The sequence below is a fragment of the Citrobacter sp. Cpo147 genome, from assembly GCF_030332405.1.
Taxonomy (GTDB): Bacteria; Pseudomonadota; Gammaproteobacteria; order Enterobacterales; family Enterobacteriaceae; genus Citrobacter; species Citrobacter portucalensis.
In genome coordinates this window covers 59,766-80,273 of record NZ_JAOWHX010000035.1, presented here as the reverse complement: position 1 = coordinate 80,273, position 20,508 = coordinate 59,766, and the positions used below count along the sequence as shown (strand labels likewise).

Sequence of the window (20,508 nt, the reverse complement as noted above, 5' to 3'; positions counted from 1 at the left end):
GATTGAGCAATAATTGAAATGAAAAAACCGAATCACTCTGGTAGCGGCCAGATCCGCATTATTGGCGGGCAATGGCGTGGCCGTAAACTCCCGGTTCCGGACAGCCCCGGCTTACGTCCGACCACCGACCGTGTGCGCGAAACATTGTTTAACTGGCTGGCCCCGGTAATGGTCGATGCTCACTGTCTGGACTGCTTCGCCGGCAGCGGCGCGCTGGGGCTGGAAGCCCTCTCTCGCTATGCGGCAAATGCGACGCTTCTGGAGATGGATCGCGCGGTATCTCAGCAGCTACAAAAGAATCTCGCCACGCTAAAAGCCTCCCATGCCCGCGTCGTCAATACCAATACGCTGACATTTTTGGCTCAGGCAGGTACGCCGCATAACGTGGTATTTGTTGACCCGCCGTTTCGCAAAGGATTACTGGAAGAAACATTAACTCTTCTGGAAACTCATGGCTGGCTGGCAAATGAAGCGTATATTTACGTTGAGAGCGAAGTAGAAAACGGCTTACCGCCGGTTCCGGTGAACTGGTCGCTATACCGTGAGAAAGTCGCCGGACAGGTCGCCTATCGCCTGTACCAACGTGAAGCACGAGGAGAGCACGATGCTGATTAACCTGGGACGCCTGCTGATGCTGTGCGTCTGGGCATTTTTACTACTGAATATTTTCCAACCCTTTCCACGCCCGCTTAACATCTTCGTTAACGTCGCACTGATATTTATGGTGCTGATGCATGGCATGCAGCTGGCGCTGCTAAAAAGCACCATGCCTAAAGATGGCCCGCAGATGACCAACGGAGAGAAAATCCGTATTTTTCTGTTCGGCGTCTTTGAGCTACTGGTGTGGCAGAAGAAGATTAAAGATCAGTTGAAGAAGTAGCTGTGATCTTTTCGCCCGGCGGCACGTTGCGGGCTGGGGCGAAAAATCTGTAGGCCGGATAAGGCGTATGCCGCCATCCGGCATCAGTCAGATGACACCTTAGCGTTCAAGCGTAAAATCAACAAATCGCGAACCTTTGTAACTCAGCGTGCCTTTATCCCCGACCGTTAACGCGTGGTACTGCTGCGCATCAAGACGAAACGTCTGCTCCATCCCCCCATTTTGTGGCTTAAAGCTGGCTTCATAGCGCATGCTGGTACCTGCCGGGCTCACTTCCTGCTGGCGGGATCGCCGATCGTTAAGCGGTTTTTCCCGTTTGTTACTTACCACCACCTGCTTTTGCATCAGCGGTGCCGTATCATTATCGGCTTTTTCTCGCCGCTGCTGAACAAAGCGAAACGACGCAGCGATAACGATTAAGACAATGATAACAATGAAAAAAAGTGGTGGCTTGCTCATATTATTAACCCATCAGAAAATGCGGAAATAAGCATACATCGCCTGTTATGGTGTTGTCATCTGGCTGTGTCGACCTCTACACTGGACAGTAGAGCCGTGAGCACCCCGCTTACGAAAAAATAACGAATTCAAGGAACTAAGATGCTTTGGTCGTTTATCGCTGTCTGTCTTTCCGCATGGTTGTTCGTGGATGCTTCCTATCGTGGACCTGCCTGGCAACGCTGGGTCTTTAAGCCCCTGACGTTACTCCTGCTGGCACTGCTGGCCTGGCAGGCGCCAATGTTTAACGCTATCAGCTATCTGGTGCTGGCTGGCCTGCTTGCCTCGCTGCTGGGCGATGCGCTGACGCTGTTACCGCGCCAACGCCTGCTGTACGCCGTGGGAGCATTCTTCCTGTCGCATCTGCTGTATACCATTTACTTCGCCAGCCAAATGACGCTGTCGTTCTTCTGGCCTTTGCCGTTGGTGCTGGTAGTGCTGGGGGCGTTGCTGATCGCCGTGATCTGGACGCGTCTGGAAGAGCTGCGTGTCGCTATCTGCACCTTCATCGGCATCACGCTGATGATGGTCTGGATGGCCGGTGAGCTGTGGTTCTTTCGACCGACCGCCCCGGCGCTGTCGGCATTTATGGGCGCATCCCTCCTGTTCATCGGCAACATTGTCTGGCTGGGTAGCCATTACCGTCGCCGCTTCCGGGCCGATAACGCCATTGCCGCCGCCTGCTACTTCGCCGGGCATTTCCTGATTGTTCGTTCGTTGTATCTTTAAAACGCTTGACTCTGGAGTCGACTCCAGAGTGTATCCTCCGGTTAATACGAAATGATTATCAACCGGAGGATGCCATGTCGACACCCGATACCCGTGGCAAAAAAGTCCCACAATTCTCTTCTTTCAAGCCAGCGCCTGCGCCACAAAAGGTGGATGACTGCTGCTGCGAAGGAAGCTGCTCCACAACACCAACCGTATCCGATACCGTAATAGGTACCCGCTATTCCTGGAAAGTGGCGGGCATGGACTGTGCAGCTTGCGCCCGCAAAGTAGAGAATGCGGTCCGCCAGGTCAGCGGCGTCAACCAGGTCCAGGTTCTGTTCGCCACTGAAAAACTGGTGGTCGATGCCGGTTCCGATATCCGCCAGCAAGTTGAAAACGCGGTGCAAAAAGCAGGCTATACCCTGCGCGATGAGCACGCGACGGAAGCCGCCCCCGAGTCACGTTTTAAAGAAAACCTGCCGCTGATTTCGCTGATTATCATGATGGCGATTAGCTGGGGGCTGGAGCAGTTCAATCACCCCTTCGGTCAGATAGCGTTTATCGCCACCACGCTGGTCGGCCTGTATCCCATTGCCCGTCAGGCCCTGCGTCTGATGAAAACCGGCAGCTACTTTGCCATTGAAACGTTGATGAGCGTCGCCGCCATTGGCGCACTGTTTATCGGCGCGACGGCGGAAGCCGCTATGGTGCTGCTGCTGTTTTTAATTGGCGAGCGTCTGGAAGGTTGGGCCGCCAGCCGCGCCCGTAAAGGTGTCAGCGCACTGATGGCGCTCAAACCGGAAACCGCCACACGCCTGCGTAACGGCGAGCGCGAAGAGGTGGCTATCAATACCCTCCGCCCTGGCGATGTTATTGAAGTTGCCGCGGGTGGGCGTTTACCTGCCGATGGCAAACTGGTCTCCGGCTTTGCCAGCTTTGATGAGAGCGCCCTGACCGGCGAATCGATCCCGGTTGAACGCGCCACCGGCGAGAAAGTCCCGGCGGGTGCCACCAGCGTGGATCGTCTGGTAACGCTGGAAGTGCTCTCAGAACCGGGTGCCAGCGCCATTGACCGTATTCTGAAGCTGATTGAAGAAGCGGAAGAACGCCGCGCTCCCATTGAGCGCTTTATTGACCGTTTCAGCCGGATTTACACTCCAGCCATTATGGCGGTTGCGCTGCTGGTCACCCTCGTACCGCCACTGCTGTTTGCCGCATCCTGGCAGGAGTGGATTTATAAAGGGTTGACGCTGCTGCTGATTGGCTGCCCTTGTGCATTGGTGATTTCAACGCCCGCAGCCATTACCTCTGGTCTGGCCGCCGCGGCGCGTCGTGGGGCGTTAATCAAAGGCGGGGCCGCGCTGGAACAGTTAGGTAGAGTCACGCAGGTGGCGTTTGATAAAACCGGCACCCTGACCATCGGTAAACCACGCGTCACGGCGATTCATCCGGCAAGCGGTATTGGTGAGGCTGAACTGCTGGCACTGGCGGCAGCGGTAGAGCAAGGCGCGACGCACCCGCTGGCACAAGCAATTGTTCGGGAAGCGCAAACGCGCGAACTGACTATTCCTGTCGCAAAAGAGCAACGGGCGCTGGTTGGCTCTGGAATTGAAGCGCTGGTCGACGGCGAGCGCGTGCTAATTTGCGCCGCAGGCAAACAGCCTGCCGACGCCTTTGCCGGACAGATTAGCGAGCTGGAAAGCGCGGGCCAAACGGTGGTGCTGGTGCTACGTAACGATGCTGTTCTCGGCGTGCTGGCCCTACAGGACACGCTGCGCGATGACGCTCGCAGCGCCATCAGCGAGCTTAATCAGATTGGCGTGAAAGGTGTGATCCTGACCGGCGATAACCCGCGTGCGGCGGCCGCCATTGCCGGTGAACTGGGCCTCGAATTCAAAGCGGGACTCTTGCCGGAAGATAAGGTGCAGGCCGTTACCCATCTTAACCAACAGTCGCCGCTGGCGATGGTCGGCGACGGCATCAACGACGCTCCGGCAATGAAAGCGGCCACAATTGGTATTGCGATGGGAAGCGGGACCGACGTCGCGCTGGAAACCGCCGATGCAGCCCTGACCCACAACCGCCTGCGTGGTCTGGTGCAAATGATTCAGCTGGCGCGGGCTACCCATGCCAATATTCGCCAGAACATTGCGATTGCGCTGGGTCTGAAAGGGATTTTCCTCGTCACCACGCTGCTCGGGATAACCGGATTGTGGCTGGCGGTGCTGGCGGATACGGGGGCAACGGTACTGGTGACCGCTAACGCGCTGCGATTATTGCGTAAAGGGTAGTGCCTGTTTCTCGCCTGATGGCGCTTCGCTTATCAGGCCTACAGGTTACTCAGTCTTTATAGGCCGGAGAAGCGTTAGCGCCATCCGGCATAACAAGATTACTGCCCTTTGCGCACCAGATAGCGGTACGGCAGCGAGTCGGTCTCTTTGGCCACCAACTCATGTTCCATAAAGGTACAGAAGCCAGGAATATCGCGGGTTGTTGCCGGATCGTCGGCGACAATCAGCAGCGTTTCACCGGCCTGCATGCCGCGTACGGTTTTACGCACCATCATTACCGGTTCCGGGCAGCGCAGCCCCTGGGCATCAAGAGTATGGTCGGGGGAAGTAAACAGGTCGCTCATCGTCGTCTCATTCATACAAAAACGGTGTTATTTTACGCTCTGTTGTGGCGTAAGCCAATCAGGTTAACGATTGCGTGAAAAACAACCATTGCAATGTGCTCTTAAAGCAGTATCATGCGACGGTTTTTTATTGGGTTCCCTCACCCCATCCAACAAAAAGGTCACAATATGACTCCGTTTACACAAACTCAGCGCGTAAAAGCGTTGTTCTGGCTATCGCTATTTCATCTGCTGGTGATCACCTCCAGCAACTATCTGGTGCAGCTTCCAATCTCCATTTTTGGTTTCCATACCACATGGGGCGCGTTTAGCTTTCCGTTTATTTTCCTCGCGACCGACCTGACCGTGCGTATTTTTGGCGCGCCGCTGGCTCGACGTATCATCTTTGCGGTTATGATCCCCGCGCTGCTGATCTCCTATGTCGTTTCATCACTGTTCTATATGGGATCGTGGCAAGGATTCGGCGCACTGCTGCACTTTAATCTGTTTGTCGCCCGTATCGCCGCTGCCAGCTTTATGGCTTACGCGCTGGGACAAATTCTGGATGTGCATGTCTTTAACCGCCTGCGTCAGAACCGTCGCTGGTGGCTGGCACCGACGGCGTCCACGCTGTTTGGCAATATCAGCGATACGTTGGCCTTCTTCTTTATCGCCTTCTGGCGCAGCCCGGATGCCTTTATGGCCGAGCACTGGATGGAAATCGCACTGGTCGATTACTGCTTCAAAGTGCTGATCAGCATTATTTTCTTCCTGCCAATGTATGGCGTGCTGCTGAATATGTTACTGAAAAGGCTGGCAGATAAATCTGAAATCTCTGCATTGCAGACGAGTTAAAGGTTCATTTTCCGAGTTGTGATAAGATGGACGAATGAGCCGTTATGGCCGTTTATCGAAAGGAAGAAGTCAATGCGCAATCTGGTTAAATATGTCGGTATTGGCCTGCTGGTTATGGGGCTTGCGGCCTGTGATAATAGCGATACAAAAGCGCCAGCCGAGGGTGCTGCCGCAGAAAGTAACGCCACCGGACAACCGGTCAGCCTGCTGGACGGCAAACTCAGTTTTTCCCTGCCAGCTGATATGACCGATCAGAGCGGCAAGCTGGGCACCCAGGCGAACAATATGCACGTATATTCTGACGCAACCGGCCAGAAAGCGGTGATTGTGATTGTTGGCGACAACACCAACGAAGATCTGGCTGTGCTGGCAAAACGTCTGGAAGATCAGCAGCGTAGCCGTGACCCTCAGCTGCAGGTCGTCACCAATAAATCTATTGAGTTGAAAGGCCACACGCTGCAGCAGTTAGACAGCATCATCTCGGCCAAAGGCCAGACCGCATACTCTTCCGTGGTGTTGGGTAAAGTGGACAACCAACTGCTGACGCTGCAAATCACGCTGCCTGCTGACGATCAGCAAAAAGCGCAGACTACCGCAGAAAACATCATTAACACGCTGGTTATCCAGTAACGGTTAAGACGATGACGCGGCCTCCGGTGACACCACCTGAGGCCGTTTTTTTAACCGCCAGGTCAGCAATAACGCCACCGCTACCAGCCCTGCCGCCGCCAGATAGATAACCGGCACACCCGCCCACGTCATGACCAGCCCGGCCAGCGGCCCGGTAACCCCCAGCGATAAATCCATAAACACCGTGTAGGTCGCCAGCGCAGCGCCCTGATTTTGCTGAGGAACGGCTTTTACCGCCACCACGCCCAGCGCCGGGAAAACCAGTGAGAACCCAGCCCCAGCCAGCAGAACGCCGATTTTCGCCATCCACGGCATCGAAGCCATCCCGACCAGTAACAGCCCGACAATCTCGACGCTAAAGCAGATCATCGCCACATTCAGCCCGCCTAAGCGGTTGATACCATTTGGGAACAACAAACGAGTACCGACAAACGTGCAGCTAAAAAGCGTCAGCGCGAATGCGGCGCCATCCCAGCCTTTGGCATCATAGAACAAGGTAATGAAGGTAGCGATTACCCCAAATCCAGCGGAGGCCAGGGCCAGCGCCATGCCGTACAACCAGACGCGCCCAAGCACCGCGCGAAATGGCAACGGTTTGCCTTTGCTGGCCTTCACCGCCGGACGAGGGAGCGCCAGCAGGATTGCCAACAGCGCCACGCCCATCACGGTCAGCGCCAGCCCCTGTAAGCCACCCCAGGCATAAAACAGAACACCCAGCGGCGCGCCTATCGCCATCGCGCCATAGGTCACGATGCCATTCCAGGAAATCACCCGTCCGATGTGCATTGAGCCAACCACCCCCACGCCCCACAGCGTAGATCCGGTCCCGGCAAAGCTTTGCCCGATCCCGAGAATCACGCGCCCCAGACATAGCAGCAGCAAACTGGCCAACGGCCAGCCGTTCGTTGATCCCGCCAGTAAATAGCCCAGGCCACTTAAAAAGCAGCCGCACAGCCCAAATACCACAATTTTCTTTGGCCCCAGCAGATCGGCATAGCGACCGGCATGCGGACGGCTCAGCAGCGTAGCGAAATATTGCAGGCTGATGACCAGCCCAGCCCAGAAAGCGCTAAATCCCATTACATCATGGACGTAGCCAGGCAACACCGCGAGCGGCAGGCCGATGGTCAGGTAGCTGGCGAAGTTAAACATCACCACAGAAACAATACGCAGGTTCAGGCGTAAACCGCTAAGCGTCGGTTCAGCGACGGGTTCGGGCATGGAGGGTCACCACGTTTTCACAACAGTGTTTCATTTCTACCATGTTGCAGAGCAGAAATCAGTAGCCAGTTTAGGAATATCAGTCGCAAGCCAGCCGCTACACTTAATGCAAAAACGCAAACAGGAAGAAGACATGATAACCACCCAGCCCGATAAAACGGGTTTGCACATTTTGCTCAAACTGGCCGCTCTGGTGGTGATCCTCGCAGGTATCCATGCTGCGGCGGATATCATTGTGCAGCTGCTGCTGGCCCTCTTTTTTGCCATTGTATTGAATCCACTTGTCACCTGGTTTATCCGCCGGGGAGTCGGTCGCCCAATCGCTATTACCTTAGTCGTGGTGGTGATGCTGATCGTTCTTACGGCGTTGGTTGGCGTGCTGGCGTCATCAATCACTGAATTTATGGACCTGCTGCCAAAATACAATAAGGAGCTAACGCGCAAGGTTCTGTATTTGCAAGAGATGGTGCCTTTTCTGAATCTGCATATGTCCCCGGAGCGCATGCTGCAACGCATGGACTCTGACAAGCTGATGACCTTCACAACCACGCTGATGACGAGTCTTTCTGGTGCCATGGCCAGCGTCTTTCTGCTGGTGATGACGGTAGTTTTTATGCTGTTTGAGGTGCGTCATGTCCCCTATAAGATGCGTTTTGCGTTGAATAATCCGCAAATCCACATTGCGGGGCTACATCGGGCGCTGAAGGGCGTGTCACACTATCTGGCGCTGAAAACGCTGCTCAGCTTATGGACCGGTGCCATAATCTGGCTGGGACTGGCACTGATGGGGATTCAGTTTGCTCTGATGTGGGGTGTACTGGCATTCCTGTTGAACTACGTGCCCAACATTGGCTCGGTCATTTCCGCCGTCCCGCCCATGATCCAGGCACTGCTATTTAATGGCATTTACGAATGCGTGCTGGTTGGCGCACTGTTTCTGGTGGTGCATATGGTGATTGGCAACATTCTCGAACCCCGAATGATGGGGCATCGGCTGGGATTATCGACGCTAATCGTCTTCCTCTCTCTGTTGGTATGGGGATGGCTGCTCGGTCCGGTCGGCATGTTGCTCTCCGTGCCGTTAACCAGCGTATGTAAAATCTGGATGGAAACGACCACAGGCGGCAGCAAACTGGCCATTTTGCTGGGGCCAGGCAGGTCCAAAAGTCGGCTTCCCTGAAAAACTACCAACCGAGGTAGTTTTTATATTTTTATATGACCGTTAAAATGACGCCAACGTAGTTATATATAGAAGCTTATCTTAAATAAAGAGTGAAAGGGATTTCATTCTTTATAAAGAAAATACATAAGCCAAGATGATGGTTTCTTTGCCAAAACGCATAAAAAAAATGAATCCCCCCAAAGCATTTAACGTAAACTATCTACTTATCTTTAAAGGTTATTTTATTTGATACATTTTCTCTAAAAATCTATACTTCTCGCCAATGATGATGCTGAAAAATTTCCGTTGAAGAAAGTCCTGGGGTATTACTATCCGGTCATCTCATTACCTTGCTACCAATCATATGAAATAAAATGCTAATTTAGCTTAAATATAATCATAGGCAATACAAGGTGCCCATGATTTCGGAGTTTATTATTTAACACGTATAAACGGTACTTTGATAGGGAGCTTTAATGAAACATTATATTAAGTGGTTTGCGGCCATTGCCGTTGTCGGTGCTCTGGCGGGTTGCGCACGTACTGCGCCGATTGATCAAGTTCATACCAGTGTGAGCGCGGGACATACTCAGGACCAGGTTAAAACCGCGATCCTTAAAGCCGGTATTCAACGCCAATGGGTCATGTCTGAAGCCGGACCAGGTGTTATTAAAGCTCGCCAACAAACCCGCGATCATGTGGCTGAAGTCCGTATCACTTATACCGCCACCAGCTATGACATCAAATACGACAGCAGCCTCAACCTGCAGGCCTCTGGTGGAAAAATTCACAAAAACTATAACCGCTGGGTACGCAATCTGGATAAAGACATCCAGCTTAATCTGTCAGCCGGTGCCAATCTGTAATTATGCCTAAAGTCGGGCCGAAAAGGCCCGATACTCTTATTATCTGCCATTTAACAGGTTGTCCCCACATGTACGAACAGGATTCGCTTAGCGCACTGGATGCCATTACTGAAGCACAACGTATCGCCTTTGCCCCTATGCTTTTTCAAACCGCGTTGTGTCTGCGAAATGCGGGAGTACTCACCTGGCTAGACAAGCAAGGTAAACGCGGCGCCACGCTCGACGAAATTACCGAAAACAGCACCATCAACGAATATGCCGCCAGCATCCTGTTGGATATGGGGTTAAGTGGGCGAATCATTACCCACAAAGAAGGATATTATTACCTCGCTAAAGTCGGTCATTTTCTTTTACATGACACGATGACGCGCGTGAATATGGACTTCACTCAGGATGTTTGCTACCAAGGATTGTTCTATCTTGAAAATGCGTTGAAAGATGGAAAACCCGCGGGACTAAAAATTTTTGGCGACTGGCCAACAATCTATCCTGCGCTATCACAATTACCGCTGGCTGCGCGTGAAAGTTGGTTTGCTTTTGATCATTACTATTCAGATGGCGCATTTGATGCCGCATTGCCATATGTATTCGCCAGCGCCCCTGCAACCCTGTACGATGTCGGCGGAAATACCGGAAAATGGGCATTACGTTGTTGTCAGCATGATGACAATATTACAGTCACCCTCTTAGATTTGCCGCAACAAATTGCACTTGCCCGCGAAAATATAGAAAATGCAGGATTATCTCATCGCATAAATTTCCATGCTGTGGATATGCTTAGCGACTCGCCTTTACCTGACGGCGCTGATATCTGGTGGATGAGTCAATTCCTGGACTGTTTTTCCCCGGAACAAATTATCGCTATGCTAAGCAACGTTGCTCGGGTGATGAAGCCAGGCGCGAAGCTGTGCATTATGGAGCTGTTTTGGGATGCCCAAAAATTTGAGGCTGCCTCATTTAGCCTGAATGCGTCTTCGCTTTATTTTACCTGTATGGCGAATGGCAACAGCCGTTTCTACAGCGTAGAGAAGTTTTATCACTATCTGAATCAGGCAGGTTTTCAGGTAGATGAACGCCACGATAACTTAGGTGTTGGGCATACTTTATTGATATGTCAGAAGAAAAAATAAGAAACAATCGGAACAACCGATTTACCGCGGATACGCGTTGATGAAATTTGCTTTCAATATTATCGACTGGCAGGCCAGGGCGCCTGGGTTAAGCGAAACAGAACAGTGGCATGAATGGTCACGGCTTTCGCACGCCATCGATCCCACCGCGCCGTTGGCTAAGCTCAATGAGTTACCGATGATGACAGCTCGCCGCCTCAGTTCCGGCAGCAAACTGGCCGTCGATTGCGGTCTGGCGATGTTACGTCGTCATGATATCAATGCCGTTTTGTATACCAGCCGCCATGGTGAACTGGAGCGTAACTACAGGATCCTGCACGCTCTCGCGACTGAGCAGGCGCTCTCACCGACCGATTTCGCCCTCTCTGTCCATAACTCTGCTGTGGGTAACCTGACCATCGCCGCGAAAAAACCGATTGTCTCCTCCTCGCTTTCTGCTGGCAGGGATACATTCCAGCAGGGGTTATGCGAAGTCATCGGGCTGTTGCAGGCGGGATATCAGCGCGTATTGATGGTCGATTTCGACGGTTTTCTGCCCGAGTTTTATCACCCACAGTTACCACCAGACATGCCAACATGGCCGTTTGCCGTCGCGCTGGTTATTGAATCCGGTGATAGCTGGCAATGTGAAACCCGTCCACACAGCGCACAGAGCGAGACAACATTGCCGCAAAGCCTGTTGTTTTTACAACATTACTTACAAGATGCCAGGGCGTTTACCCTGCCTGGCGAACGCGTACAGTGGCAGTGGAGTCAGGGATGAGCACGATGATCCTGCGGCTTAACCGGGTATGGCGACTGGTGATGACCGGTTTTTGCTTTGCCCTGTTTGGCCTCGGCGGGCTCCTCCTGTCTACGATTTGGTTTAACGTCCTGCTGATCGCGGTATGGGATAAAGCCCGACGTCGGCGTATCGCCAGACGCAGTATCGCTGCCAGTTTTCGTCTCTTCTTAACCGTGGCGAAGCGGCTAGGCGTGCTGGATTACCAAATTGAAGGACGAGACATTTTACGCAACGAACAAGGGTGTCTTGTCGTCGCCAACCACCCGACGCTCATCGACTATGTCCTACTGGCCTCGGTCATGCCAGAAACCGACTGTCTGGTGAAAAGTGCACTACTAAAAAATCCTTTTCTCGGCGGCGTAGTCCGGGCCGCAGATTATCTGATTAACAGCCAGGCTGATGCGCTATTGCCCGCTTGCCAGCAACGTCTTGAGCAAGGCGATACCATTTTAATTTTCCCCGAGGGAACCCGTACACGCCCCGGAGAAACAATGACGTTACAACGTGGTGCAGCAAATATCGCCGTGCGCTGCAGCAGTGATTTACGCATAGTGACTATTAACTGCAGCGAACAAATGCTGGATAAAGAAAGCCAATGGTACAACGTCCCATCTGTAAAACCGATGTTTACCATTTCAGTACACGAACGGGTTAAGATCGACCAATTTTACGACGCAAACTCACAAGAACCGGCGCTGGCCGCAAGGCAGTTGAACCGGCATCTTTTGCTTCAATTACAACCAGGTACTTTACCTCTTTCAGGAATTAATGATGCAAGCGCTTTATCTTGAAATCAAAAATCTCATTATAACGACATTGAATCTCGACGAACTGACAGCTGATGATATTGAAACCGAAGCGGCACTCTTTGGCGATGGCTTAGGTCTGGACTCAATCGATGCCCTGGAGCTGGGTCTGGCGGTGAAAAACGAGTATGGCGTGATCCTCTCAGCAGAGAGCGAAGAAATGCGTCAGCACTTCTTCTCCGTCGCCACGCTGGCATCTTTCATTCACGCGCAACGTGCCTGAGGATAGTCCGTTATGACCGAACAAAAAGCCATTTACGCTGAAGTTTCCTCGCTGCTGGTCAAGCTGTTTGAAGTTGATCCGCAAGATATCAAGCCTGAGGCGCGCCTGTACGAAGATTTGGAACTCGATAGCATCGATGCCGTCGACATGATCGTGCATCTGCAAAAGAAAACCGGTAAGAAAATCAAGCCGGAAGAGTTCAAAGCAGTACGCACCGTACAAGATGTCGTCGATGCGGTAGAACGCCTTCTCAAAGAAGCGTAATTCTCCGTGTCGGGCACACGCTCGTTGCCAGTCGTACAACTGCTGACAGGTCTACTGTTGCTGGCCTGGCCGTTTTTGATCTGGTTTGGCCTGGCGCATAACAGTCTGCACTGGTTGCTACCGTTGATGGCGCTACTCCTTTTTTTACGCTTTCGCCAGACCCGGCGACAGGCGGGGCCGCTGCGCGTCGTGACACAGGTAGTGGCGGTCGCGGGTGTAACCTTGTGCATTGCCAGTTATCTGCTCAAAACGCACCAGCTGCTGCTGTTTTATCCGGTAGTGGTAAACGCCGTTATGCTGTCGGTTTTTGGTGGATCGTTATGGTCAGCAATGCCCATTGTTGAACGTCTGGCACGACTGCGCGACCCAAATCTGCCCGATGCGGGCGTGCGCTACACGCGCCGTGTGACACAAATCTGGTGCGCCTTTTTCATCATCAATGGCAGCGTTGCGCTCTTTACCGCACTGAATGGCGATATGACCCTGTGGACCACCTGGAACGGCATGGTTTCCTATCTGCTAATGGGAACATTGATGGTAGGCGAGTGGTTAATTCGCCAACTGGTGATAAAACGAGATACCCAATGAAGCAGCCCCTCACACTCGCTCAATGGCTCTGTGCCCCACGTCCGGACGACGTTCCTGTTGCGTGGCAGGAAGAGCATACCTGGACGCTTGGCCATCTGCGCCATGATGTGGCCCATTTGATAGCATATCTGCGACAGCAGGAAGGTGAACGCTGGGCATTGTGCTTCGAGAACAGCTATTTATTCATCGTCGCACTGCTGGCAACACTCCATGCCGGCAAAACACCGGTGATCCCAGGACATTGTCGCGTTTCGTTGTTAAACGAGCAGCACTTGCTGTTTGACGGCGTACTGAGCGATAAAGCGATGGACTGGCAGGGAACGCTGCGGGTGGTCGGCTCCGCCATGACATCCGTGGCTCACGACATCACGTTCCCGGCAATACGCAGTGACGCCTTTGTGGAGCTATTCACTTCCGGTTCGACCGGCCAGCCGAAACGCGTGATCAAACCGATCGCTCGTCTGGATAGCGAAGCGGCATTGCTCGCTACACGCTTTGCCGATCGTCTGGCAGGTTGCCGGGTGGTCGCGTCAGTGGTACCGCAACACCTGTATGGCCTGACGTTCCGTATATTTTTGCCGATGGCCTTAGGCCTGCCGCTGCACGCGGCGATGCTTTGGTATGCCGAACAACTGGCGGCACTGAGCGCTGAGCATCGGTATGCGTTTATCAGCAGCCCGGCGTTTCTGAAACGCCTCGACCACAACCTGACACCGCCGCCGGTAGAACTGATTCTGTCTGCGGGCGGTATGCTGCCCTGGCAGGACGTCACGCAGGCTGCTGACTGGCTTAATGTCTGGCCCGATGAGATCTACGGCAGCACTGAAACCGGGATCCTTGCGTGGCGCTATCGCCACCAGGATGATGTGGCATGGCTGCCTTTTCCCGGCGTCAGATTCCAGCCAGAAGACGACGCATTTCGTGTGTTTTCACCGCTAATTAACGCTGATGATGGCCTGTTACTCGATGATGTTCTGCAGTTTATCGAAAACGGACAGTTCCGCCTGATGGGCAGACGCGGGCGGGTGGTCAAAATTGAAGAGAAACGCATTTCACTCAGCGAAGTGGAGCAACGTTTACTGGCACTGGATGGTATCTGTGAAGTCGCGGCATTGCCGGTCTCACGTGGAGGACGTCAGGGCGTTGGCGTCCTGCTGGTACTGAATGACGAAGCCCGGCAACGCTGGCTTGAGTGCGGTGGTAAACCGCAAGAACTGACCTGGCGACGTTCGCTGCTGCCCTGGCTGGAGCCTGTCGCGGTTCCCCGCTACTGGCGGGTGATTGATGAGATTCCGGTCAACAGTATGAACAAGCGTGTCTATGCGCAATTACAGGAGTTATTTCATGAAACCCCATGAAATCGAGCGCCATCAGGCACTGCCTCATCAGGCTGAGATTGTTTTACAACTCGACCCGTCTCTGTTTTGGTTCAGCGGGCATTTTAGCGTGCAGCCACTGCTGCCGGGCGTTGCACAGCTGAACTGGGCGATGGATTACGCCACCACGCTGCTGGTCCCAGGCTGGCGTTTTCACAGTATTCAAAACGTGAAGTTCCAGTCACCGCTATTGCCAGAGGCCACTGTCACCCTGAGTCTGAGCTGGCAGGAAGCGCGTCAGATGCTCTCTTTTAGCTACCAGCGCCACGACGGTGACGTGCGCCATACCGCCAGCAGCGGGAAGATTCGGTTATGCCGCTGACCTTTTCCCCATGCGTGTTGATCCCCTGCTACAACCACGGCGCGATGATGTCAGACGTGTTGGATCGTCTTCGGCCGTTCAATCTCCCCTGCATTGTGGTGGACGATGGCAGCGACGAGACTACACGAGATGAACTGGCACGCCTGGCGGCAGAATACAGCAATCTGACGTTAATTCGCCTGCCCATCAACGCAGGCAAAGGCGCAGCGGTTATTCGCGGAATGCAGACGGCGGCAGATGCCGGGTTCAGTCATGCCGTGCAGGTCGATGCCGACGGGCAACATGCCATTGAAGATATTCCCAGGCTGCTTGCATTGGCAAAAGAACATCCGACAGCACTGATTTCCGGACAACCGATTTACGATGATTCTGTTCCTCGCTCGCGCCTGTACGGTCGTTGGGTAACCCATATCTGGGTGTGGATAGAAACGCTCTCGTTGCAACTCAAAGACAGTATGTGCGGCTTTCGGGTATATCCGGTGGCCCCTACGCTGCAACTGGCACAGCGCGTAACGCTCGGCAAACGGATGGATTTTGATACTGAAGTGATGGTGCGCCTCTACTGGCAAGGCAACACCAGCTATTTTATCCCCACGCGAGTCACCTATCCGCAGGACGGGCTATCCCATTTCGACGCGCTTAAAGACAATTTGCACATTTCATTGATGCACACTCGCCTGTTCTTTGGCATGTTGCCACGCATCCCCTCCCTGCTTTGTCGTCGTTCATCGACACACTGGGCGCAGCAACAGGAAGTCAAAGGGTTGTGGGGAATGCGCCTGATGCTACTGGTCTGGCGTGTACTGGGTCGCAAAGCCTTCTCCCTGCTGCTGTATCCTGTCGTCGGCGTATACTGGCTCAGCGCTTCAACTGCCCGAAAAGCCTCTCAACGCTGGATTAGCCGCGTAAGGGCGCAACTGATCACACGGAGGATGCCAGTACCGCCAAACCTGACCAGTTATCAGCATTTCCTGCGTTTTGGCGGCGCGATGCTGGATAAGATTGCCAGCTGGCGCGGTGAGCTGCACTTCGGTCGCGATGTGATTTTTGCACCAGGTGCAGAAACGACGCTGAATATCAGCGATCCTCGGGGAAAACTGCTACTGGCTTCACATCTTGGCGATGTCGAGGCCTGTCGGGCACTGGCCCAGCTACAGGGCAGTAAAACAATCAATGCGCTGGTATTTAGCGATAACGCCCAACGCTTTAAACAAATCATGCAAGAGATGGCCCCGCAGGCTGGATTAAATCTGCTCCCGGTGAACAGTATTGGTCCAGATACTGCCATTCTGCTCAAAGAGAAACTGGAGCGCGGTGAATGGGTAGCCATCGTAGGCGATCGCATCGCAGTCAATCCCCAACGCGGCGGCGAGTGGCGCGTGTGCTGGAGCCGCTTTATGGGGCAAAACGCGCCATTCCCTCAGGGCCCGTTTATTCTCGCGTCTATTTTACGCTGCCCTGTAGATCTGATTTTTGCCCTGCGCCAGCAGGAGAAACTCCACATTTACTGCGAACCGTTTGCCGACCCACTGCTCTTACCGCGCGCCACACGACAACAGGCATTACAGAATACTGTCGATCGCTACGCCGAACGCCTTGAGCACTATGCGCTTCAGTCGCCCCTCGACTGGTTTAACTTTTTCGATTTCTGGCAACTGCCGGATACCAATGACAAGGAGTAAAGGGTGCTTAACGATCCCCGCTTTACGGCTGAAGTCGAGCTAACTATTCCGTTTCACGACGTCGATATGATGGGCGTAGCGTGGCATGGTAACTACTTCCGTTACTTCGAGATTGCCCGTGAGGCACTGCTGAACCAATTCGATTATGGCTATCGGCAGATGAAAGAATCTGGCTATCTGTGGCCCGTGGTCGACACTCGGGTGAAGTATCGCAATGCGCTGACTTTCGAGCAGCGTATCCGTGTACGCGCCCAAATTAAAGAGTACGAAAATCGCCTGCGTATCGGCTACGAAATTTTTGATGCCGAAACAGGTAAACGCGCCACAACAGGCTACACCATCCAGGTCGCCGTCGACGAAAAAAGCCGTGAACTGTGCTTTGTCAGCCCGGATATTCTGTTTGAACGGATGGGAGTGACACCATGAAATTATGGCCATTGCTCGTGCTGCTCGTCAGCCCTTTCGTCAGTGCCCTGACGCTCGACTCCCTACAACAGCGTTTTACCGAACAACCGGTGGTTCGCGCCCACTTCGATCAAACCCGGACGATAAAGGATCTGCCGCAGCCGCTGCGATCTCAGGGCAAGATGTTGATCGCCCGCGACCAGGGGTTGCTGTGGGATCAAACCTCCCCGTTCCCGATGCAGCTGCTGCTGGACGACAAACGGATGGTTCAGGCAATTAACGGTCAACCACCGCAGACCATTACCGCTGAGAATAACCCGCAAATGTTCCAGTTTAATCATCTGCTACGGGCGTTATTCCAGGCGGATCGTAAAGTGCTGGAACAAAACTTCCGCGTGGAGTTTGCAGACTTAGGAGAAGGTCGCTGGACGCTACGCCTGACGCCAATCACCACACCGCTGGATAAGATTTTTGCGACGATTGATTTAGCCGGAAAGACTTACCTGGAGAGCATTCATCTCAACGATAAGCAGGGGGATCGCACCGATATCGCGCTTTCCCAACACCAACTAACGCCAGCGCAACTGACCGATGACGAACGCCAACGCTTTGCCGCCCAGTAAACGCCCCGCGCTGTTATGGGGAGTCGTCTGCCTGCTTCTGCTGGGCATCTTTCTGACGTTGCTACCTCAGGCCCGCCTTAACAGCAGCGTGCTGGCCATGTTGCCAAAGCAGACGCTGGGCGCTATACCTCCGGATCTGAACGAGGGATTTATGCAGCGCCTTGACCGTCAGGTGGTCTGGCTGGTGAGTCCCGGTAAGCAACCGGACCCAGCGATAGCCCGGGACTGGCTGGCTTTACTGCAAAAATCGCACGCGCTAGCCCAGGTAAAAGGTCCAATGGATGCCGACAGCCAGCAGGCCTGGGGGGCATTCTTCTGGCAACATCGTAACGGACTGATAGATAACGAGACCCGCGCCCGGCTGCAAAACGGCGGCGAAGCACAGGCCCAGTGGATCCTGTCCCAACTTTACTCCACATTCTCCGGCGTCAGTGGCAAAGAGCTACAAAACGATCCCTTCATGCTGATGCGAGGCTCGCAGCTGGCCATGGCCAAAACCGGGCAGCGTCTGCGCCTGATGGACGGCTGGCTTGTCACCCAGGATGAGCAAGGCAACTATTGGTATCTGTTACATGGCGAGTTGACCGGCTCATCGTTTGATATGCAACAGACGCATCAATTGGTCACCACGCTGAATACGCTGGAAAGTGAGCTCAAAGCCCACTATCCACAGGCTCAACTGCTGTCTCGCGGGACGCTGTTCTATAGCGATTACGCCAGCCAGCAGGCGAAACAAGATATCTCTACCCTCGGCATAGCCACTGTGCTCGGGGTGATCCTGCTCATCGTGGCTGTATTTCGTTCGCTGCGTCCGCTGCTGCTGTGCCTGATTTCGATTGGCATTGGTGCGCTGGCGGGGACCGTCGTCACGCTGCTGATTTTTGGCGAGCTCCATCTGATGACGCTGGTGATGAGCATGAGCATCATCGGTATTTCCGCCGACTATACGCTCTACTATTTGACCGAACGGATGGTGCACGGTGCGGAAACATCGCCATGGCAAAGCCTTGCCAAAGTGCGCAATGCCCTGCTCCTGGCTCTACTCACCACCGTAGCGGCTTATCTGATTATGATGCTTGCCCCCTTCCCCGGTATTCGCCAGATGGCGGTATTCGCGGCGGTAGGTCTGAGCGCCTCCTGCCTGACGGTCATTTTCTGGCACCCGTGGTTGTGTCGTCGGTTGCCGGTACGCCCAGTGCCGGCAATGGTACTCATGCTACGCTGGCTTGCTGCATGGCGGCGGAATAAGAAATTATCCGTTGGCCTGCCGGTGGTGCTGGCGTTGTTCTCGTTGGCAGGTATGGCGACGCTACGCGTAGACGATGATATCTCCCAGTTACAGGCGCTGCCGCAGGAAATTCTTGCTCAGGAAAAAGCGATTACCGCCCTGACCGGGCAAAGCGTCGACCAGAAGTGGTTTGTGGTGTACGGCAAATCCGCTCAGCAAACGCTGGAGCGGCTGGAAACCTTTATCCCCGCGCTGGAACAGGCAAAAAAAGACGGGTTACTCAGCGGATATCGCACCATTCCGCTCAATTCACTCGCCCGGCAACAGCAGGATCTGTCTCTGCTAAAAGATGCCGCGCCCGCCATCACGAAAGCCTTAAACAACGCCGGTCTGGCAACGGTGAACCCCGATCTTAGCGCCATGCCCGTAACCGTCGATGCCTGGCTTGCCAGCCCGGCCAGTGAAGGCTGGCGCTTGCTATGGTTGTCTCTGGCTGATGGCGAAAGCAGCGTACTGGTTCCCGTTGAAGGGGTGAAACAAAGTGATGCTTTAAATACGCTCAGCGCGAAATATTCCGGCGTGGCGTGGGTGGATCGTAAGAGCAGCTTTGACAACCTGTTTGCCCTTTATCGCCATATTCTGACCGGTCTGCTGTGCATTGCGCTGGCGGTGATTGCCTGTGGCGCCGTCATTCGGCTTGGCTGGCGTAAGGGCTTAATTAGCCTGGTCCCCTCAGTGCTGTCTTTAGGTTGCGGTCTGGCGGTACTGGCCCTGAGCGGTCATGCGCTCAACCTGTTCTCGCTGCTGGCACTGGTGCTGGTACTGGGAATTGGCATTAACTACACGCTGTTTTTCAGTAATCCACGCGGTACGCCACTGACATCGCTGCTGGCTATCACGCTGGCGATGATGACCACGCTCCTGACGCTCGGCATGCTGGTCTTTAGCGCCACTCAGGCAATCAGCAGTTTTGGCATTGTGCTAGTGAGCGGTATTTTCACCGCCTTCCTGCTGTCACCGCTGGCTATGCCAGGAAAAAAAGAGAAAAAAAGAAGATGATTAAACAGACATTCTGGCGTACCGCTGCGCTCGTCGCCACGTTGCTGCTGGCCGGTTGCAGCCACTCGCAGCCGGAACAGAAAGGCCGCCCGCAAGCCTGGTTAGAGCCGGGGACTCGTGTAACGCTACCTGCCCCGGGGATTTCTCCCGCGGTGAATTCACAACAGCTACTAACCGGAAGTTTCAACGGCAAAACTCAGTCACTGTTGGTCATGCTCAATGCTGATGACAAGAAAATCACACTTGCCGGGCTGTCATCAGTCGGCATTCGCCTGTTCCTCGTGACTTACGATGAAAAAGGACTGCACACCGAGCAATCGATCATCGTTCCACAATTGCCGCCAGCCAGCCAGGTGCTGGCTGACGTGATGCTCAGTCACTGGCCGATTAGCGCCTGGCAACCGCAATTACCCACAGGCTGGACGCTCGTCGATACGGGTGACACGCGTGAGCTGCGCAATGCCCGCGGCAAAGTGGTCACGGAAATCACGTATCTGAATCGAAAAGGAAAACGCGAACCGATCAGCATTGAACAGCACGTTTTTAAATACCACATCACCATTCAATACCTGGGTGACTGA

24 protein-coding genes are annotated in these 20,508 nt (G+C 53.9%); 21 read left to right on the top strand and 3 right to left on the bottom strand.

Features of this window, described 5'->3' with window-relative positions:
- Positions 1-18: 18 nt before the first annotated feature.
- Both rsmD and OGY06_RS17060 read left to right on the top strand, forming a co-directional pair.
- Complete coding sequence (gene rsmD / locus OGY06_RS17065; protein WP_003827565.1) at positions 19-615, top strand: 16S rRNA (guanine(966)-N(2))-methyltransferase; 597 nt, start codon at positions 19-21, stop codon at positions 613-615.
- A complete protein-coding gene (locus tag OGY06_RS17060; protein WP_003023415.1) occupies positions 605-880 on the top strand; it encodes a DUF1145 family protein in 276 nt (91 codons plus the stop codon). Before rsmD ends, OGY06_RS17060 begins: the two co-directional genes overlap by 11 nt.
- 99 nt (positions 881-979) lie before the next feature.
- Here OGY06_RS17060 and OGY06_RS17055 read toward each other — a convergent pair whose 3' ends face one another.
- Positions 980-1,339 carry a DUF2500 domain-containing protein gene (locus OGY06_RS17055; RefSeq protein ID WP_003827560.1) on the bottom strand — a complete coding sequence of 120 codons (360 nt, stop codon included), beginning with the start codon at positions 1,337-1,339 and terminating at the stop codon, positions 980-982.
- Positions 1,340-1,480: 141 nt separating this feature from the next.
- On the opposite strand from OGY06_RS17055, the gene OGY06_RS17050 reads away from it, so the two are divergent.
- Together OGY06_RS17050 and zntA are read left to right on the top strand one after the other, a co-directional pair.
- On the top strand, positions 1,481-2,107 hold the full coding sequence (locus tag OGY06_RS17050; RefSeq protein WP_003827558.1) for a lysoplasmalogenase: 627 nt from the start codon (positions 1,481-1,483) through the stop codon (positions 2,105-2,107).
- A 74-nt stretch (positions 2,108-2,181) separates the two neighbouring features.
- Positions 2,182-4,380: a Zn(II)/Cd(II)/Pb(II) translocating P-type ATPase ZntA gene (gene zntA / locus OGY06_RS17045; RefSeq protein WP_003827555.1), complete on the top strand. Its 2,199-nt coding sequence runs from the start codon at positions 2,182-2,184 to the stop codon at positions 4,378-4,380.
- Between the two features lie 98 nt (positions 4,381-4,478).
- Here zntA and tusA read toward each other — a convergent pair whose 3' ends face one another.
- Entirely contained in the window at positions 4,479-4,724 is a 246-nt protein-coding gene (tusA, locus tag OGY06_RS17040) for a sulfurtransferase TusA (protein WP_003827551.1), read from the bottom strand.
- 168 nt (positions 4,725-4,892) lie between these two features.
- Here tusA and OGY06_RS17035 point away from each other — a divergent pair, with 168 nt between their 5' ends.
- Complete coding sequence (locus OGY06_RS17035; protein ID WP_003827549.1) at positions 4,893-5,558, top strand: 7-cyano-7-deazaguanine/7-aminomethyl-7-deazaguanine transporter; 666 nt, start codon at positions 4,893-4,895, stop codon at positions 5,556-5,558.
- Between the two features lie 72 nt (positions 5,559-5,630).
- Complete coding sequence (locus OGY06_RS17030) at positions 5,631-6,188, top strand: DcrB family lipoprotein (RefSeq protein WP_003827547.1); 558 nt, start codon at positions 5,631-5,633, stop codon at positions 6,186-6,188.
- A gap of 3 nt (positions 6,189-6,191) precedes the next feature.
- Here the strand turns inward: OGY06_RS17030 and OGY06_RS17025 are convergent, their stop codons facing one another.
- Complete coding sequence (locus OGY06_RS17025) at positions 6,192-7,409, bottom strand: MFS transporter (RefSeq protein WP_003827545.1); 1,218 nt, start codon at positions 7,407-7,409, stop codon at positions 6,192-6,194.
- A 133-nt stretch (positions 7,410-7,542) separates the two neighbouring features.
- On the opposite strand from OGY06_RS17025, the gene OGY06_RS17020 reads away from it, so the two are divergent.
- From OGY06_RS17020 to OGY06_RS16950, 15 genes are all read left to right on the top strand, one after another.
- Entirely contained in the window at positions 7,543-8,589 is a 1,047-nt protein-coding gene (locus tag OGY06_RS17020; protein ID WP_286605757.1) for an AI-2E family transporter, read from the top strand.
- Positions 8,590-9,059: 470 nt separating this feature from the next.
- Complete coding sequence (locus OGY06_RS17015; RefSeq protein WP_122973906.1) at positions 9,060-9,437, top strand: hypothetical protein; 378 nt, start codon at positions 9,060-9,062, stop codon at positions 9,435-9,437.
- Positions 9,438-9,505: 68 nt separating this feature from the next.
- Positions 9,506-10,567, top strand: coding sequence for a class I SAM-dependent methyltransferase (locus tag OGY06_RS17010; protein WP_003827540.1), 1,062 nt, complete (start codon positions 9,506-9,508; stop codon positions 10,565-10,567).
- A 40-nt stretch (positions 10,568-10,607) separates the two neighbouring features.
- Positions 10,608-11,330, top strand: a complete 723-nt coding sequence (locus OGY06_RS17005) for a beta-ketoacyl synthase chain length factor (RefSeq protein WP_003827539.1) — start codon at positions 10,608-10,610, stop codon at positions 11,328-11,330.
- Positions 11,327-12,142 (top strand): lysophospholipid acyltransferase family protein, encoded by an 816-nt coding sequence (locus tag OGY06_RS17000; protein WP_286605755.1) that lies wholly within the window; start codon positions 11,327-11,329, stop codon positions 12,140-12,142. Before OGY06_RS17005 ends, OGY06_RS17000 begins: the two co-directional genes overlap by 4 nt.
- Positions 12,123-12,380, top strand: coding sequence for a phosphopantetheine-binding protein (locus tag OGY06_RS16995; protein ID WP_003827537.1), 258 nt, complete (start codon positions 12,123-12,125; stop codon positions 12,378-12,380). The genes OGY06_RS17000 and OGY06_RS16995 overlap by 20 nt, the downstream gene beginning before the upstream one ends.
- A 12-nt stretch (positions 12,381-12,392) precedes the next feature.
- Positions 12,393-12,644 (top strand): acyl carrier protein, encoded by a 252-nt coding sequence (locus OGY06_RS16990; protein ID WP_003827536.1) that lies wholly within the window; start codon positions 12,393-12,395, stop codon positions 12,642-12,644.
- Between the two features lie 6 nt (positions 12,645-12,650).
- Positions 12,651-13,232 carry a COG4648 family protein gene (locus OGY06_RS16985; protein WP_240389439.1) on the top strand — a complete coding sequence of 194 codons (582 nt, stop codon included), beginning with the start codon at positions 12,651-12,653 and terminating at the stop codon, positions 13,230-13,232.
- Positions 13,229-14,590 (top strand): AMP-binding protein, encoded by a 1,362-nt coding sequence (locus OGY06_RS16980; protein ID WP_286605752.1) that lies wholly within the window; start codon positions 13,229-13,231, stop codon positions 14,588-14,590. Before OGY06_RS16985 ends, OGY06_RS16980 begins: the two co-directional genes overlap by 4 nt.
- A complete protein-coding gene (locus OGY06_RS16975; protein WP_003827533.1) occupies positions 14,577-14,930 on the top strand; it encodes an ApeI family dehydratase in 354 nt (117 codons plus the stop codon). Before OGY06_RS16980 ends, OGY06_RS16975 begins: the two co-directional genes overlap by 14 nt.
- Positions 14,921-16,612, top strand: coding sequence for a glycosyltransferase family 2 protein (locus OGY06_RS16970; protein WP_003827531.1), 1,692 nt, complete (start codon positions 14,921-14,923; stop codon positions 16,610-16,612). Before OGY06_RS16975 ends, OGY06_RS16970 begins: the two co-directional genes overlap by 10 nt.
- 3 nt (positions 16,613-16,615) lie before the next feature.
- Complete coding sequence (locus OGY06_RS16965; RefSeq protein WP_003827529.1) at positions 16,616-17,038, top strand: acyl-CoA thioesterase; 423 nt, start codon at positions 16,616-16,618, stop codon at positions 17,036-17,038.
- Positions 17,035-17,640, top strand: a complete 606-nt coding sequence (locus OGY06_RS16960) for a LolA family protein (RefSeq protein WP_003827526.1) — start codon at positions 17,035-17,037, stop codon at positions 17,638-17,640. The genes OGY06_RS16965 and OGY06_RS16960 overlap by 4 nt, the downstream gene beginning before the upstream one ends.
- Positions 17,609-19,927: an MMPL family transporter gene (locus tag OGY06_RS16955; RefSeq protein WP_003827525.1), complete on the top strand. Its 2,319-nt coding sequence runs from the start codon at positions 17,609-17,611 to the stop codon at positions 19,925-19,927. Before OGY06_RS16960 ends, OGY06_RS16955 begins: the two co-directional genes overlap by 32 nt.
- Complete coding sequence (locus tag OGY06_RS16950) at positions 19,924-20,508, top strand: DUF3261 domain-containing protein (protein WP_003827523.1); 585 nt, start codon at positions 19,924-19,926, stop codon at positions 20,506-20,508. Before OGY06_RS16955 ends, OGY06_RS16950 begins: the two co-directional genes overlap by 4 nt.

Excerpts from the sequence above, each read along its gene's own strand:
- OGY06_RS17005 (WP_003827539.1), top strand. The coding sequence starts at position 10,608 with ATGAAATTTGCTTTCAATATTATCGACTGGCAGGCCAGGGCGCCTGGG.
- rsmD (WP_003827565.1), top strand. The coding sequence starts at position 19 with ATGAAAAAACCGAATCACTCTGGTAGCGGCCAGATCCGCATTATTGGC.
- OGY06_RS16980 (WP_286605752.1), top strand. The coding sequence starts at position 13,229 with ATGAAGCAGCCCCTCACACTCGCTCAATGGCTCTGTGCCCCACGTCCG.
- OGY06_RS17000 (WP_286605755.1), top strand. The coding sequence starts at position 11,327 with ATGAGCACGATGATCCTGCGGCTTAACCGGGTATGGCGACTGGTGATG.
- OGY06_RS17035 (WP_003827549.1), top strand. The coding sequence starts at position 4,893 with ATGACTCCGTTTACACAAACTCAGCGCGTAAAAGCGTTGTTCTGGCTA.
- OGY06_RS16950 (WP_003827523.1), top strand. The coding sequence starts at position 19,924 with ATGATTAAACAGACATTCTGGCGTACCGCTGCGCTCGTCGCCACGTTG.
- OGY06_RS16960 (WP_003827526.1), top strand. The coding sequence starts at position 17,035 with ATGAAATTATGGCCATTGCTCGTGCTGCTCGTCAGCCCTTTCGTCAGT.
- OGY06_RS17050 (WP_003827558.1), top strand. The coding sequence starts at position 1,481 with ATGCTTTGGTCGTTTATCGCTGTCTGTCTTTCCGCATGGTTGTTCGTG.
- OGY06_RS16955 (WP_003827525.1), top strand. The coding sequence starts at position 17,609 with ATGACGAACGCCAACGCTTTGCCGCCCAGTAAACGCCCCGCGCTGTTA.
- OGY06_RS16995 (WP_003827537.1), top strand. The coding sequence starts at position 12,123 with ATGCAAGCGCTTTATCTTGAAATCAAAAATCTCATTATAACGACATTG.
- OGY06_RS16970 (WP_003827531.1), top strand. The coding sequence starts at position 14,921 with ATGCCGCTGACCTTTTCCCCATGCGTGTTGATCCCCTGCTACAACCAC.
- OGY06_RS17020 (WP_286605757.1), top strand. The coding sequence starts at position 7,543 with ATGATAACCACCCAGCCCGATAAAACGGGTTTGCACATTTTGCTCAAA.
- OGY06_RS17025 (WP_003827545.1), bottom strand. The coding sequence starts at position 7,409 with ATGCCCGAACCCGTCGCTGAACCGACGCTTAGCGGTTTACGCCTGAAC.
- zntA (WP_003827555.1), top strand. The coding sequence starts at position 2,182 with ATGTCGACACCCGATACCCGTGGCAAAAAAGTCCCACAATTCTCTTCT.
- OGY06_RS17010 (WP_003827540.1), top strand. The coding sequence starts at position 9,506 with ATGTACGAACAGGATTCGCTTAGCGCACTGGATGCCATTACTGAAGCA.
- tusA (WP_003827551.1), bottom strand. The coding sequence starts at position 4,724 with ATGAGCGACCTGTTTACTTCCCCCGACCATACTCTTGATGCCCAGGGG.
- OGY06_RS17060 (WP_003023415.1), top strand. The coding sequence starts at position 605 with ATGCTGATTAACCTGGGACGCCTGCTGATGCTGTGCGTCTGGGCATTT.
- OGY06_RS16975 (WP_003827533.1), top strand. The coding sequence starts at position 14,577 with ATGAAACCCCATGAAATCGAGCGCCATCAGGCACTGCCTCATCAGGCT.
- OGY06_RS17055 (WP_003827560.1), bottom strand. The coding sequence starts at position 1,339 with ATGAGCAAGCCACCACTTTTTTTCATTGTTATCATTGTCTTAATCGTT.
- OGY06_RS17030 (WP_003827547.1), top strand. The coding sequence starts at position 5,631 with ATGCGCAATCTGGTTAAATATGTCGGTATTGGCCTGCTGGTTATGGGG.
- OGY06_RS16990 (WP_003827536.1), top strand. The coding sequence starts at position 12,393 with ATGACCGAACAAAAAGCCATTTACGCTGAAGTTTCCTCGCTGCTGGTC.